This is a genomic window from Aestuariivirga litoralis, from assembly GCF_003234965.1.
GTDB classification, from domain to species: Bacteria; Pseudomonadota; Alphaproteobacteria; order Rhizobiales; family Aestuariivirgaceae; genus Aestuariivirga; species Aestuariivirga litoralis.
On sequence record NZ_QKVK01000009.1, the window covers coordinates 61711 to 75872 of the forward strand.

Below are 14162 nucleotides of genomic sequence, written 5' to 3' on the forward strand. Positions count from 1 at the left end.
CATGGCCGGGTTCGTCCCGGCCATCCTTTTTTTGGCCGTGCAAAGGATGCCCGGGACGAGCCCGGGCATGATGAACGTTGAGGGCTACCTCCGCTCTGACGCCGGCGTCACCCCGAACGCCTCGCGATAGGCCCGGCTGAAATGGCTGGCGCTCGAGAACCCGCAGCCCAGCGCGATCTCGGTGATCGGCACCGCCGACTGGCGCAGCAGGTCGCGCGCCCGCTCCAGCCGGATCTGCCGGTAATGCCCGGCATAGCTGGCGCCCAGCTTCTCGGAAAACAGCCGGTCCAGCTGCCGTGTCGACAACCCGATGCGCCGCGCCGTTTCGCTGCGCTTCAGCGGCTCGCCCGGGTGGCTTTCCATCAGTTCCAGCGCCGCGGTGAGGCGGTCGTCATGCACGCCATAGCGCTCGGTCAGCGAGGCCCGCTGCGCCGACTGCGCCGGGCGGATGTCGGTGTGCATGAACCAGTCGGACACCTTGCGGGCAAGCTCCGGCCCGTGCTGCTCGGCGATCAGCGCATGCATCATGTCGAGGGGTGCGGTCCCGCCCGCGCAGGTGAGGCGATTGCGGTCGACGATGTAGATCGAGCGGGTGAGCATGATGTTGGGGAAGCCCTCGGCCACCGCCGGCGCATGTTCCCAGTGCACCGTCATGTGATAGCCGTCCATGATCCCGGCCCGTGCCAGGATCACCGGCCCGCCCGAGACGCCGCCGATGCGCAGGCCCCGTCCGGCGAGTGTCTTCAGCCATTGCAGCGTGGTGCGGTCGCGGAAGGCGGTGGGGTTGCCACCGGCGCAGACGAGCAGCAGGTCGAGCTTCACCGTGTCGCCAGCCTTCACGGGGCATGGCACGGTTGCCCCGCAGGAGGCCATCACGATGGCGGGCCCCGGCGTGATGTGGATCCAGCGGTAAAGCTCCTTCCCGGCCAGCAGGTTGGCGGCGCGCAGGGGCTCCACCACCGAGGCATAGGACATCAGCGCGAAGCCGGGCACGAGGAGCAGGCCCACCGTCTGGGGGGAGGAGGTCATGGCGCGAAGCTATCAGGAAATGGCTCTCGTCTGCAAGACGTCCGGGGGCATTCGGGACTAGAAGGAAGGCCTCAGTATTCAGGACCGGCGCATGCGCTACAACGTCTTTTCGCTCATCAAGAACACCCTCTCCGGCCACAAGAACTGGGAGCCCGCCTGGCGCCAGCCCGAGCCGCAGAAGGAATATGACATCGTGATCGTCGGCGGCGGCGGCCACGGACTGGCCACCGCCTATTACCTCGCCAAGGAACATGGCCTGAAGAACATCGCGGTGCTCGAGAAGGGCTGGCTTGGCTCCGGCAACATCGGCCGCAACACCACCATCATCCGTTCCAACTACATGCTGCCCGGCAACAACCCGTTCTATGAATGGTCGATGAAGCTGTGGGAGAACCTAGAGCAGGACTTCAACTTCAACGCCATGGTCTCGCAGCGCGGTGTGCTCAACCTCTGCCACACCGACGCGCAGCGCGATGCCTTCGCGCGCCGCGGCAATGCGATGCGCATCGACGGTGTGGATGCCGAGCTTCTCGACCGCGAAGCGGTGCGCGAGATGTATCCCTTCTTCGACTATGACAATGCCCGCTTCCCCATCAAGGGCGGCCTCCTCCAGAAGCGCGGCGGCACGGTGCGCCATGATGCGGTGGCCTGGGGCTTCGCCCGCGGCGCCGACCAGCGCGGCGTGGACATCATCCAGCACTGCGAGGTGAAGGGCATCAAGGTCGAGAACGGCAAGGTCGTCGGCGTCGACACCAGCAAGGGCTTCATCAAGTGCAAGAAGCTGGGGCTGGCCACGGCGGGCAACTCGTCGGAAACGGCCAAGATGGTCGGCATGCGCCTTCCCATGGAAAGCCACGTGCTGCAGGCCTTCGTGTCGGAGGGCCTCAAGCCCTATATCGACGGCGTCGTCACCTTCGGTGCGGGCCACTTCTACGTCTCGCAGTCGGACAAGGGCGGCCTCGTCTTTGGTGGCGACATCGATGGCTACAACTCCTATGCCCGCCGCGGCAACCTGCCCATGGTGGAGCATGTGATCGAGGCCGGTGTCGCCATGATCCCCTCGCTCGCCCGCGTGCGTGTGTTGCGCTCCTGGGGCGGCATCATGGACATGTCGATGGATGGCTCGCCCATCATCGACAAGACCCATATCCAGGGCCTCTACCTCAATTCCGGCTGGTGCTATGGCGGCTTCAAGGCGACTCCCGCCTCGGGCTGGTGCTTCGCCTACACCATCGCCAAGGACGAACCCCACAAGCTCAACGCCGCCTATCGTCTCGACCGGTTCAAGACCGGCCACATGATCGACGAAAAGGGCCAGGGCGCCACACCGAACCTGCACTGACGGATCACCCACATGCTCATCCCATGCCCCCATTGCGGAACGCGTCCCGTGGAAGAATTCACCTTCCTCGGTGATGCCGCCCCCACCCGCCCCACCACCAATGATCCTTCCTCGATGGAAGCCTGGTACGAATACGTCTACCTGCGCAACAACCCGCGTGGGCGGATCGACGAATATGCGCACCATTCCGGCGGCTGCCGCAGCTGGCTCGTGGTCCAGCGCAACACCGAAACCCATGAAGTCTACGGCGCCGTGACGGCGCGCGACTTCGCGAGCCGCAAGGAAGCGAAGGCATGACCTCCTATCGTCTCGACAAGGGCGGCCTGATCGACCGCGAGTCCGCACTCCGCTTCACCTTCGACGGTGCGCTGCACATCGGCCGCACCGGCGACACGCTGGCCTCGGCGCTGATGGCCAATGGCGTCACGCTGATGGGCCGCTCCTTCAAGTATCACCGTCCGCGCGGTGTCATCACCGCGGGTGCGGCGGAGCCCAATGCGCTCGTCGAACTGCGCGAGGGCGGCCGCAAGGAAGCCAACACGCGCGCCACCATGATCGAGCTCTATGACGGCCTCGTCGCCAAGAGCCAGAACAACTGGCCGTCCTTGAACTTCGACGTCGGCGCCATCAATTCGCTGGCGTCGTCCATGTTCGTCGCGGGCTTCTACTACAAGACCTTCATGTGGCCGAAGAGCTTCTGGGAGAAGATCTACGAGCCCATCATCCGCCGCGCGGCGGGCCTCGGCACCGCCTCGAAGCTCCCGGATCCCGACAAGTACGAGAAGTCCTATGCGCATTGCGATGTGCTGGTGATCGGCTCGGGCCCCACGGGTCTCATGGCCGCACTCGCCGCTGCGCGTCAGGGCAAGCGCGTGATCCTCGCCGATGAAGGCGCACGCCTCGGCGGCTCGCTGCTGAACGAGCAGGAAGAGATCGGCGGCATGTCGGGCCTCGAGTGGTCTCAAGGCGTCATCGCCGAACTCAGCTCCATGCCCAACGTCACGCTGATGCCGCGCACCACCATCATGGGCTGGTTCGACGGCAACATCTTCGGCGCGGTGGAGCGTGTCAGCGATCACCTGCGCGTGCCGGACCCTTACGAGCCGCGCCAGCGCTACTGGAAGATCCACGCCAAGCGCGCCGTGCTGGCGGCAGGTGCTGAAGAGCGCCCCGTGGCCTTCGGCGGCAACGACATGCCGGGCGTCATGCAGGCCTCCGCCATGCGCACCTACGCCAACCGCTACGCGGTGGCGGCGGGCCGATCCGTCGTCGTCTTCGGCGGCAATGATTCGATCTACCGCACGGCACGGGACCTCAAGTCCCATGGCATCCATGTCGAGGCCATCGTCGACAGCCGCAAGGACGCGAAGGCCGATGTCGCGGGCATCCCCGTCATCCGCGGCGCACTGGTTGCGGACGCCGTGGGCGGCAAGGCGGTGAAGGGCGTGCACCTCACCGACGGCACGCACATCAACTGCGAGGCCGTCGCCATGTCCGGCGGCTTCAGCCCCATCGTCAACCTCGCCTGCCATCGCGGCAAGAAGCCGGTGTGGGATGCGAATCTGCTGGCCTTCCTGCCGCCCGACAATGGCGAGGCCTTCACCGTTGCGGGCTCGGCCGCAGGCAGGATGCTGCTCTCCGAATGCCTCGCCGATGGCGCGGCCATGGGTGCGGCTGGCGGCAAGTCGATCGACGTTCCAAAGTGCCGCGACGAGGCCTTCTCGATTTCGCCGCTCTGGTGGGTGAAGGACAGCCACGGCAAGGCCTTCATCGACTACCAGAACGATGCTACCGCCAAGGACCTGCCGCTCGCCGCGCGCGAGGGCTACTCCGACGTGGAACTGGCCAAGCGCTACACGACGACCGGCATGGCCACCGACCAGGGCAAGCTCGGCAACATCAACGCCATCGCCATCCTGGCGGAGGCGACGGGCCGCACCATGGACGAGGTGGGCACCACCACCTTCCGTCCCTTCTACACGCCGGTCTCCTTCGGCGCCTTCGCGGGTCCCTTCACCGGCCACCATTTCCAGCCCGTCCGCAAGACGCCGCTGCATGACTGGGCGGAAGAGCAGGGTGCCGTCTTCGTCGAAACCGGCCTGTGGATGCGCTCCTCCTGGTTCCCGCGCGAAGGCGAGGACTGGCTGGCCTCTGCTTCGCGCGAGGTGCTGAACACGCGCGGCTCCGTCGGCATCTGCGATGTCTCGACGCTGGGCAAGATCGACGTGCAGGGCAAGGATGCCGGCGCCTTCCTCGACAAGCTCTACTGCAACACCTTCTCGACGCTCGCCGTCGGCAAGGCGCGCTATGGCCTCATGCTGCGCGAGGACGGCATCGTCTATGACGACGGCACCACCTCGCGCCTCGCCGAGGACCACTATGTGATGACCACCACCACGGCCAATGCGGCCAAGGTGATGGCGCAGATGGAATTCGCCCACCAGGCGCTGTTCCCCGATCTCGACGTCACCTATGTCTCGGTCACCGAGCAATGGGCGCAGATGGCGGTGGCGGGGCCGAAGTCCCGCGCCACGCTGCAGAAGCTGATGGACGAGCTTGTGATGACCGACGAGACCGTGCCTTACATGGCGGCCCTCGAAGTCACCATCATGCATGGCATCCCGGCGCGCCTGTTCCGCCTCTCCTTCTCGGGCGAACATGCCTATGAGCTGGCGGTGCCTGCCGATTATGGCTCCATGGTCGCGCGTGCGGTGATGCAGGCGGGCGAGGAATTCGGCATCTGCCCCTATGGCGTCGAGGCGCTTTCCATCATGCGCATCGAGAAGGGCCATGTGGCCGGTGGCGAACTGAACGGCACCACCACGGCGGGGGATCTCGGCATGGGCAAGATGGTGTCCACCAAGAAGGACTTCATCGGCCGCATGATGGCGCAGCGTCCGGGCCTCGTGGACCCGAACCGCCAGCAGGTCGTCGGCATCCGCCCGGTCGACCCGTCGCACAGGATCCGCGCGGGCGCGCATCTCCTCAAGAAGGACGACAAGCCGGCCATGGCCAATGACCAGGGCTATGTGACGGGCGTTGCCTGGTCGCCCATGCTCAACATGTGGGTGGGCCTGGCACTCTTCGCCAATGGCCGCGCGCGCCATGGCGAAGTCGTGCAGGTCTGGGACGGCCTGCGTGGCCACCTGGTGCTGGGCGAGATCTGCGATCCCATGCATTTCGACAAGGAGAACAAGAGACTCCATGCCTGAGGCAGCACACATGACCGAACGCACATTCAACCGCGTCTCGCCCCTGCAGGACGTTGCCGTGCAGGGCCGCTTCGGCGCCGACAGGGGCGCCGTCGGCGTCACCTTCTCGGTGCGCCACCCGATGTCGATCATCACGGTGATCGCACGCGCGGGGCAGGGGGAAGCAACCGCCGCAACGCTCAAGGGCTACGAGGCCCTGTGGGCCGGCCCCGACCAGTATTTCGTGCTGGCCGAGAACCGTGGCGAGGGCGCGCTCTACCGCGAGCTCAAGGCGAAGCTTTCAGGGCTTGCCTCGGTGAGCGACCAGAGCCACGGCCGCGTCATCATCCGCCTCGTGGGCCCCAGGGCCCGCGCCGTGCTGGCCAAGGGCACGCCGGTCGATCTCCATGCCGATGTGTTCCCCGTCGGCAAGTCTGCGCTCACCCAGATGGCCCATGTCGGCGTGCACCTGACGCGCGCCGGGGCTGACACCTACGACCTCTCCGTCTTCCGCGGCTTCTCGGAAAGCTTCTGGGAGTGGATCACGGAGCAGGCGGAGGAGTTCGGTTACCAGGTGATCTGAGGATCACATTCGTTGAAGCGACTTGGCCGGGCTCGACCCGGCCATCCTCGCGCCTAGTTGGCTGGGCAGCCGTTGTCGAGCGGCTTGCCCGCTAAGCGGTCGTCCACCCAGGGGATGTAAAGCGGCTCCGCCGTCGGCGGCGTGGTGAAGTGGTTCTGCGCACCTTCGAGCTGCACGCGGGTGACGTTGCCACCCATGCCGCACATTTGCTTCTGGTAGATTTCACCCATCACCGGCGGAACGACCGTGTCGGCCGTGCCGAAATAGATCAGCACCGGGGCGATCGGGGCCACCTTCTGCACGCTGCTGTCGATCAGCGCCTTCGTCCATGCGGAGGTATTCTCCGGCTGCGGCTTCACCAGTGACTTGTAGCTGGCGCCGAAGGTGAAGTTGATCGTGTCCGATCCGGGGTGCATGCACTTCTTGGAATAGATCTCGTCGAGCGCCTTCGCGCCGTCCTCGGTGAACAGGTCGGTGAGCTTGAGCTCGGGATAGGCCGACACCATGCCCCAAGTGTACATGGAGAAGTGGGCGAAGTTGAAGACGTTGTCCGAGAAGGTGCTGGCGAAGCCCTGCATGAACTTCAGCGCACCCTCATCCGTCGTCGCGTCCGGCGTGATCATCGAGGCGAGGTCGTCCGGCGCCAGCGCGACGAAGCCCACGAAGGAGACGCCGTCATAGGCGGTGCCGGTTTCGCTGATGTAGTCCTTCAGGCTCGCGGCGGCGATGGTCGTGCCGCCGCCCTGTGACCAGCCATAGATCAGCGCCTTCTTGCCGTCGCCGGCGAGGCCCATGCTGCCGAGCGCACGCACCGAGTTGATCGCGTCATGGGCATTGGAATTGGCAACGCCATACTGGTGATCGCCGCCACCGCCGAGGCCCTGGTAATCGGTGGCGACAACGGCATAGCCCTTCTCGATGAAGTGGGTGACGGCGGGGATGCCGAAGTCGGTCCACGAGGTTCCGCCGACGAGGAAGTATTCGTTCAGTTCCTGCACCGGGTCGAGCACCTGCGAGGGGCCGCAATACTGCGCCGTGCCGGTGGTGCCATGCGCCCAGGCCACGATGGGGCGGCCACCGGCGGGCGGGGCGCCCTTCGGTACCACCACGAGGCCGGTCGACAGGGTCTTCTTGCCGCGGACGTCGGAGGACACATAGGCGATGCGCCAGGCCTCGGCCCCGGGAACCTCCGTCGCCACCGGTTCCTTGGCGACCACGGTGCCGAGCGGCTGGTCAGGCGAGATGGCGGCGAGGTTCTGGTAGAACGGCGCCAGCGCGATCTTCGCGGCATGACCGGGAGAAACACTGGCAAGCACTGCGAGGGAAGCTGCAAGGAGAAGTTTGCGCATGAGGGACCGCCATGGTTGTAGTTTCGGGGCATGGGCCTACTCCAACGCCTCCTCAGCCACAACTTGGCACAAACACCTAGAGGCCACGTCACGCACCCTCTTCGCCGGGGTGACGGAGCGAGGAGAGCTGACGGCAACGAGGACGAATCAGACCCGTTCGGCCAGCTTCACGATGCGCTTCGAGGCCTCGGTGATCTCGTCGACCCCCACTGTCAGCGCGATGCGCAGGTGGCCGGCGCCGCCGGCGCCGAAGCTTTCGCCCGGCATGGTGACGACGTTCTCCTCCTTCAGCAGGCGCCAGGCGAAGTCCTCGCCCGAAAGCCCGGTCTTGCGCACGTCGACCATCACGAACATGCCGCCTTCCGGCATGCGGGCCGAGACCTTCTTCGATCCTTCCAGTGCCTTCACCAGGGCGCGGGCGCGCTTCTCGTAATTGGCCTTCATCGCATCGAGCTCGGGGAAGTGGGTGTCGAGCGCGAAGGCCATCGCGTCTTCGAGGAAGGGCTGCGAGCCGAACAGCATGGTCTCCGTCACCGGAATGCAGCGGTCGCAGAATGCGGATGAGGCCGCGATCCAGCCGCAGCGGAACCCCGGCATGGCATGGCTCTTCGAGATCGAGGAGACGACGATCGTGCGCTTCTCCAGCTCCGGCACGTCGAAGGGCGAAGCGAAGACGTGGTTGCCATAGGTGAGTGTCGCATAGACCTCGTCGGAGATGATCCACAGGTCATGCTTTTCGCAGACCTTGCCGATCTTCTCGATCTCGGCCCGGGTGAACACCGCCCCCGTCGGGTTCGACGGCGTGTTCATGAGGAGCACGCGCGAACGCGGCGTGATGTGCTTCTCGAGATCGGCGGCCTTGAGGTGGAAGCCATGGTCGGGGTCGACCTTGATCGGCTTGGGAATGCCCCCGGCGGCGGCGATCACCCCCTCATAGGTGGCGTAATAGGGGTCGGCCATCAGCACCTCGTCGCCCAGGTCGACGACCGTCATCATGGCGGCATAGAGTGCGGTCTGGGTGCCGGGCAGGTAGATGAACTGGTCCTCGTGGATGGCCCGGCCGGTCTGCCTGGTATAGAGGCGGGAGAGCGAACGGCGCACGTTCGCCTCGCCCCGGCCTTCGGCATAGCGGATGCGGCCGGCATGCATCTGGCGGTTGGCCTCGTCCAGGATGGCGGCGGGGGGCGGGGCATCGGGTTCGCCGATCGACAGGAAGATCACGTCCTCGCCCTGGTTGGCGCGGCGCTTGCCCTCGATGTGGACGGCCCATTTCTCCGAGCCGAGGCCATCGAGCCGCTCTGTCACTTTCGCAAATTTCATCTTGGCAACCCTTGTTTCGCCGCGCTTTTAGTGCATGCCACCGGCGCGGTCGAGTGGCCCCCGGTTGTTGCCTGAGGGTCTTTACATTTCTGGAGGTTACGCTACTTTGTGCACTGCACTCTCTTCCCGGATTTTCCGAGCATGAATTTCTCACGGCGTCAGGTCCTGGGGTCGGCGGCCTTGCTTGGCGCGACCATCGCGTCGCTGCGTGCGGGCGCCATCCCCGCTTTTGCCGATGCCCCGGCCGACCTGTTCATCGAGCGCGCGCCCTTCGCCGAGGACTATGTCCGCAAGCTGGCCGAATCCCTGGCCCAGAAGCCCTGGGAGGACCGCCGCATCGCCATGCCGCCGGGCTGGGAGAACCTCACCTACGACCAATACCGTGACATCCGCTTCAACCCGGACAAGTCGTTCTGGAAGGGCGAACCGCACCAGTTCTCCTTCGACCTGTTCCATTCGGGCTTCCTGTTCACCGCACCCGTCGACATTTTCGTTGTCGAGAACGGCGAGCAGGCGCGCATCAACTACAGCCCGGATCTCTTCACCTTCGGCCCCCAGGCACCCCAGACCGACGGCAAGACCGACCTCCATTATTCCGGCCTGCGCCTGCGCTTCCCCATCAACACGCCGGACTACAACGACGAATTCGTCGTGTTCCAGGGTGCGTCTTATTTCCGCGCCGTCGGCAAGGGCATGATCTATGGCCTTTCGGCGCGCGGCCTCGCCGTCGATACCGGCCAGCCCAAGGGCGAGGAATTCCCCATGTTCCGGGATTTCTGGATCAGGAAGCCGGACCCCGCCGCCACCACCATCGTGGTCGAGGCGCTGCTCGATGCGCCCTCGGTCACCGGCGCCTACAAGTTCTCGATCAAGCCGGGTGACGACACCCAGATGGACGTCGAACTCACCCTCTATCCGCGGCGTGACATCGCGCATGTGGGCATCGCCCCGATGACGTCCATGTTCCTCCTCGACCCGCTTACCAAGCCGGTCGATGACTTCCGGCCTTCTGTCCATGATTCCAATGGCTTGATGATGCACACCGGCAGCGGGGAGTGGCTCTGGCGGCCGTTGTCCAACCCCAAGACGCTGCAGGTCTCGGCCTTCATCGACCAGAGCCCCCGCGGCTTCGGCCTGATGCAGAGGAAGCGCGACTACCGCGACTTCATCGACCTCGAATCGCGTTACGAAAAGCGCCCCAGCCTGTGGGCGGAGCCGATCGGCGACTGGGGGCAGGGCGACGTCGAGCTCTATGAAATTCCCACCCAGCTTGAAACCAACGACAACATCGTGGCGTTCTGGCAGCCCAAGGACGGCCTCAAGCAGGGGCAGAGCTACTCCTACGTGTACCGATTGCACTGGTGCCTGGACTGGCCGGCCGACCTGCCGGTGGCCCGCACGGTGTTTTCCGGCAGCGGAACGGACCCGAATTATACAGCCGATCCGCCATCTTATGACCCAGATCTGCGGCTTTACATCCTCGAATTCGCCGGCGGTGATCTTGAAGGGGACATCGTGGCGGATGTGACGGCCTCCGCAGGGGTCATCTCGAACGTGCATGCAGCCAAGAACGACGTGGCCAAAACCACGCGGCTTTCCTTCGAGCATAACGTCAATGGGGCAGATGTTGCGGAATTGCGCGCCGTGCTGAAGCGCGGCGACAAGAAGGCAAGCGAAACATGGCTCTTCAGGTGGACCAGAAACTGACCGACACACTCCCGGCGGAAGCGCCGCTCGCCATGCCCGTGCAGGACCTGAAGTCCTGGGCGGGTGAGGCCGTTCCGGTGGGCAATGGTCGCGACGTGCTGTTTTCCCGCCTCTTCGTCTTCGGCGCCTCCATCCTCATCACCGGCTTCGGCACCTGGAAGATGTATGAAGTCATCAGCCCGGTGAACGTCACCGCGCTGCAGGTGCTCTTCGCCAGCTTCTTCGCGCTCACCTTCGCCTGGATCGCCTTTTCCTGCGCCAGCGCCATCCTGGGCTTCCTCGTCCTGCTGCGCGGCAAGGTTCGCCTGCCGAAGCTCGCGGAAACCTGCGACATGGGCCGCACCGCACTCCTCATGCCGGTCTACAACGAGGATCCGGAGCGCGTCTTCGCCGCGCTCTCGCGCATGGGCCAGGCGCTGCGCCGCGAGGGCGTGGCCCGCCACTTCGACATCTTCGTGCTCTCCGACACCCGCAAGGACCACATCGCCGCGGCGGAAGTCGATGCCCATGAGTGGCTGAAGCGCCAGCTCGGCCCCGCCATCAAGGTCTATTACCGCCGGCGCGACAACAACCATCACCGCAAGGCCGGCAACATCGCCGACTTCGTCACCCGCTGGGGTGCCGCCTATGACCACATGATCGTGCTCGATGCCGACAGCGACATGTCGGCCTCCGCCATGATCACGCTGGCCCGCGCCATGGCGGCGGACCCCAAGTCCGGCATCATCCAGTCCCTGCCGCTGCTGCAGAACCGCTGGACCCCCTTCGCCCGCATGACGCAGTTTGCCGGCCGCGTCTATGGCCCGCTCGTCGCCGCAGGCCTCTCCGCCTGGCACGGGCGGGACGGCAATTACTGGGGCCACAACGCCATCATCCGCACCAGGGCCTTCGCCGAGGCCTGCGGACTTCCCGAACTCAAGGGCCGCAAGCCCTTCGGCGGCCATGTGCTGAGCCATGACTTCGTGGAAGCCGCCCTCATCCGCCGCGCCGGCTGGGCCGTCTACATGCTCCCCGGCCTGACCGGCTCCTATGAGGAAACGCCCCCCTGCCTCATCGACCTCGCCACGCGCGACCGGCGCTGGGCCCAGGGCAATCTCCAGCACATGAAGATCGTGGGTGCGAAGGGCCTCCACTGGGTCAGCCGCGTGCACCTGATCCAGGGCATCATGTCCTACCTCGCCTCGCCGCTGTGGCTCATGCTGCTGCTGGCAGGCCTGCTGCTTGCCACCGTGGCACGCCATACGACGCCCAATTACTTCCCCGACTCCTTCTCGCTCTTCCCCGTCTGGCCGGTGTTCGACCCTGAGCTGGCGCTCAGGCTCTTCGCCATCACCTTCGGCGTGCTCTACCTGCCCAAGCTCCTCGCCCTCATCCTGGCCCTGAAGGACAGCGAGCTGCGCAAGGGCTGCGGCGGCACCATCGGCCTCCTCAAGAGCGTGCTGGCGGAAACCTTCGTCTCCATGCTGCTCTCGCCCATCATGATGCTGATCCAGTCGCGCGTCGTGGCGGACGTGATGATCGGCCGCGATTCCGGCTGGAACGCCCAGAACCGGGATGACCAGGCCATGCCCTTCAGGGCCTGCGCGCGGGTCCATGCCGCGCATGTGGTGGCGGGCATCGCGTTTGGCGTGCTGGCCTTCCACATTTCCTGGGCCACCTTCCTGTGGCTCGCCCCCATCGCCGGTGCGCTCATGCTCTCGCCGCTGGTCTCGTGGTCGACGGGCCTACCGGAATTCGGCCGCAGGCTGTGGCACTGGAACGTCTTCCGCATCCCCGAAGAGGCCCCGCGCAAGGCCGAGGAGGCAGTGGCCGACGTGGTCCAGCCCGAACAGCTGCTGGAAGCCGCGCAGTAGGTCACGCCAATCACTCATCATGCCCGGGCTCGTCCCGGGCATCCTTTGCCCTACCGTCGAAAAGGATAGCCGGCACACGCCCGGCGATGATGAGAGGTGAGGAGGGCGCGGCGGGTGTCAGTCCACCATGACCGCCCCGTCTGCCGCAATCGCAACCCGCCGCGCGCCGCGCAGCCGCTCCAACTCCGCCGCCGACACGCAGGCCACCACGCAGCGCCGCCCATAAAGCGTTGCCGCCACCTCGGCGCCAACCGCGAGGTTGATGTCCGGTTCGGCCAGCACGATGGCCACCGGCGCCGTGCCCAGGCGGATCGCCTCTGCGATCGCGCCGGGGGCCGAGCCCGAACCGCGGGTCTCCTTCATCACCAGCACGGTATCCTTCACGCAAGAGCCCCGCTGGGGGTGATGCACATCGAGGATCACGCCCGTGCGCGGTTCGAAGGCGCCCCAGAAACTCAGGGGCTCGTCGAGTGACAGCACCGGCCCTTCCGCCGCGCCGGAGGTGAGAAGCCGCGCCCTCATGCGTTGGTCCACAGGTGAGGGTCGCGCCACACCGCGCCCCTGATGGCGCTCTCCACGCACTCCTTCAGCGAGCCGAAGGCCACCTCCACACCCAGCATGCCCGGCGCGTAGTAGGCCCACTTCGCCGCATTGGTCATCACCCGGCCGCGAAGCCCGCGCACGCGGGGCGAATGATAGGTGCAGACATCGACCGGCACCTCGACGCCGCAGGCCTCCAGTGCCGCGATCCAGCCCTTCGCCTGCGCCATGGCGCGCACGCCGCGGCTGGTCGACACGAGCATGGGCAGACCCGCCTTCACCTTGCGCCCGTCGAACAGCGCCACCAGGGCCTCGAATTCCCCCAGTCCAAAATGCGGCGTGCCCAGCGCCACCGCATCGAGCGGACCGTCGCGGGCGGTGGACAGTTCGTGATGTGCGCGGGCAAGGTCCTCACGCGTCACCACGTGTGTCTCGCCGCTGCCGAACACCGCGCCAAGTTCCGGCGCTTCCGGTGTCACACCCGTGCCATGCCACAGCTCCACGCCGCCCGAGGAAGCCGCCGCCGAGCTGATTGCCTTCAGCGCATGTTTCGGCGCATCGCCTGCGAGCCCCGAGATCACCGGAACGCGCCGTCCTGCGATTCGACCCGCATGATGCCCGATCAGATGCGCGAAGATGTCCTCGCGCCGCCACGCTTCTGGAAGACCCGCCGCATCGATGTGGAGTTCCGCCCGGCGGCCTTCGTCGCGGTGCAGCCCCGCATCGGGTGCCAAACCCGTCAGCGCGCAGGCCACGTCGAGGTAATCGCCATACTTGTTGGTCCGCGCCCCCACGACCGAATTGTAGTAGGACACCGCATTGGACTCTCCCACCGCGATATGGTCGCCGAACTTCGGCCCACCCGGCAGCTGGTAGGGCGCGCAGGTCCAGGTGGGTCTCGTGCCGAGCGTCTCATAGAGATGCATCAGTTCCGCCGCACCTTCCACCATCTCGGGGTCTTCTTCGCGTGGCCGCAGCGAAGCATCGGCGAGGGAGACGACGCCATTGTTGGTCCAGGTCTCGACCGCAAGCGCTGCACCGTTCTCGGTGAGGAAGCGCACGAAGTCGACATGCGCCTGGCCGGTGTAGAAACAGGCATCGAGATGCGCGAAGGTGATCGGGATCAGCCGCTCAGCCTTCATGATGTCCGCCGCCTTCACCACGAGCCGCGCCGCCAGCTGCATGGCCGGGCCATGCTCGCCGGCAAGCTGGGCGCGGACGCTCTCGGGTAACTCCACACTCATCCCC

11 protein-coding genes are annotated in these 14162 nt (G+C 65.9%); 6 read left to right on the forward strand and 5 right to left on the reverse strand.

Features of this window, described 5'->3' with window-relative positions; all coding sequences use genetic code 11:
* Window positions 1-84: 84 nt before the first annotated feature.
* Complete coding sequence (locus DK847_RS17115; protein WP_111199759.1) at window positions 85-1029, reverse strand: GlxA family transcriptional regulator; 945 nt, start codon at window positions 1027-1029, stop codon at window positions 85-87.
* A gap of 91 nt (window positions 1030-1120) precedes the next feature.
* Between DK847_RS17115 and DK847_RS17120 the strand changes: the two genes are divergently transcribed.
* From DK847_RS17120 to DK847_RS17135, 4 genes are read left to right on the forward strand one after another with little or no spacing between them, the layout of a single operon-like run.
* On the forward strand, window positions 1121-2371 hold the full coding sequence (locus tag DK847_RS17120; protein ID WP_111199760.1) for a sarcosine oxidase subunit beta family protein: 1251 nt from the start codon (window positions 1121-1123) through the stop codon (window positions 2369-2371).
* A 12-nt stretch (window positions 2372-2383) separates the two neighbouring features.
* Window positions 2384-2668: a sarcosine oxidase subunit delta gene (locus DK847_RS17125; RefSeq protein ID WP_111199761.1), complete on the forward strand. Its 285-nt coding sequence runs from the start codon at window positions 2384-2386 to the stop codon at window positions 2666-2668.
* Entirely contained in the window at window positions 2665-5583 is a 2919-nt protein-coding gene (locus tag DK847_RS17130) for a sarcosine oxidase subunit alpha family protein (RefSeq protein ID WP_111199762.1), read from the forward strand. The genes DK847_RS17125 and DK847_RS17130 overlap by 4 nt, the downstream gene beginning before the upstream one ends.
* A gap of 10 nt (window positions 5584-5593) precedes the next feature.
* A complete protein-coding gene (locus tag DK847_RS17135; protein ID WP_161957344.1) occupies window positions 5594-6145 on the forward strand; it encodes a sarcosine oxidase subunit gamma in 552 nt (183 codons plus the stop codon).
* 53 nt (window positions 6146-6198) lie between these two features.
* On the opposite strand, the gene DK847_RS17140 is transcribed toward DK847_RS17135, so the two are convergent.
* Both DK847_RS17140 and DK847_RS17145 read right to left on the reverse strand, forming a co-directional pair.
* Entirely contained in the window at window positions 6199-7494 is a 1296-nt protein-coding gene (locus tag DK847_RS17140) for an alpha/beta fold hydrolase (protein WP_111199764.1), read from the reverse strand.
* Window positions 7495-7641: 147 nt separating this feature from the next.
* A complete protein-coding gene (locus tag DK847_RS17145; protein WP_111199765.1) occupies window positions 7642-8814 on the reverse strand; it encodes a pyridoxal phosphate-dependent aminotransferase in 1173 nt (390 codons plus the stop codon).
* A 141-nt stretch (window positions 8815-8955) separates the two neighbouring features.
* Here DK847_RS17145 and DK847_RS17150 point away from each other — a divergent pair, with 141 nt between their 5' ends.
* Window positions 8956-10521, forward strand: coding sequence for an OpgD/OpgG family glucan biosynthesis protein (locus tag DK847_RS17150; protein WP_111199766.1), 1566 nt, complete (start codon window positions 8956-8958; stop codon window positions 10519-10521).
* Window positions 10494-12374: a glucans biosynthesis glucosyltransferase MdoH gene (gene mdoH, locus DK847_RS17155; RefSeq protein ID WP_111199767.1), complete on the forward strand. Its 1881-nt coding sequence runs from the start codon at window positions 10494-10496 to the stop codon at window positions 12372-12374. Before DK847_RS17150 ends, mdoH begins: the two co-directional genes overlap by 28 nt.
* A gap of 117 nt (window positions 12375-12491) precedes the next feature.
* On the opposite strand, the gene DK847_RS17160 is transcribed toward mdoH, so the two are convergent.
* Together DK847_RS17160 and DK847_RS17165 are read right to left on the reverse strand one after the other, a co-directional pair.
* Complete coding sequence (locus DK847_RS17160) at window positions 12492-12896, reverse strand: aconitase X swivel domain-containing protein (RefSeq protein ID WP_146256171.1); 405 nt, start codon at window positions 12894-12896, stop codon at window positions 12492-12494.
* Window positions 12893-14158: an aconitase X catalytic domain-containing protein gene (locus DK847_RS17165; RefSeq protein WP_111199769.1), complete on the reverse strand. Its 1266-nt coding sequence runs from the start codon at window positions 14156-14158 to the stop codon at window positions 12893-12895. Before DK847_RS17165 ends, DK847_RS17160 begins: the two co-directional genes overlap by 4 nt.
* Window positions 14159-14162 lie beyond the last annotated feature (4 nt).

What these genes read in the sequence shown, in the direction of transcription:
- DK847_RS17115 (WP_111199759.1), bottom strand. Translation starts at nt 1,029, where the DNA reads ATGACCTCCTCCCCCCAGACGGTGGGCCTGCTCCTCGTGCCCGGCTTC.
- DK847_RS17120 (WP_111199760.1), top strand. Translation starts at nt 1,121, where the DNA reads ATGCGCTACAACGTCTTTTCGCTCATCAAGAACACCCTCTCCGGCCAC.
- DK847_RS17125 (WP_111199761.1), top strand. Translation starts at nt 2,384, where the DNA reads ATGCTCATCCCATGCCCCCATTGCGGAACGCGTCCCGTGGAAGAATTC.
- DK847_RS17130 (WP_111199762.1), top strand. Translation starts at nt 2,665, where the DNA reads ATGACCTCCTATCGTCTCGACAAGGGCGGCCTGATCGACCGCGAGTCC.
- DK847_RS17135 (WP_161957344.1), top strand. Translation starts at nt 5,594, where the DNA reads ATGACCGAACGCACATTCAACCGCGTCTCGCCCCTGCAGGACGTTGCC.
- DK847_RS17140 (WP_111199764.1), bottom strand. Translation starts at nt 7,494, where the DNA reads ATGCGCAAACTTCTCCTTGCAGCTTCCCTCGCAGTGCTTGCCAGTGTT.
- DK847_RS17145 (WP_111199765.1), bottom strand. Translation starts at nt 8,814, where the DNA reads ATGAAATTTGCGAAAGTGACAGAGCGGCTCGATGGCCTCGGCTCGGAG.
- DK847_RS17150 (WP_111199766.1), top strand. Translation starts at nt 8,956, where the DNA reads ATGAATTTCTCACGGCGTCAGGTCCTGGGGTCGGCGGCCTTGCTTGGC.
- mdoH (WP_111199767.1), top strand. Translation starts at nt 10,494, where the DNA reads ATGGCTCTTCAGGTGGACCAGAAACTGACCGACACACTCCCGGCGGAA.
- DK847_RS17160 (WP_146256171.1), bottom strand. Translation starts at nt 12,896, where the DNA reads ATGAGGGCGCGGCTTCTCACCTCCGGCGCGGCGGAAGGGCCGGTGCTG.
- DK847_RS17165 (WP_111199769.1), bottom strand. Translation starts at nt 14,158, where the DNA reads ATGAGTGTGGAGTTACCCGAGAGCGTCCGCGCCCAGCTTGCCGGCGAG.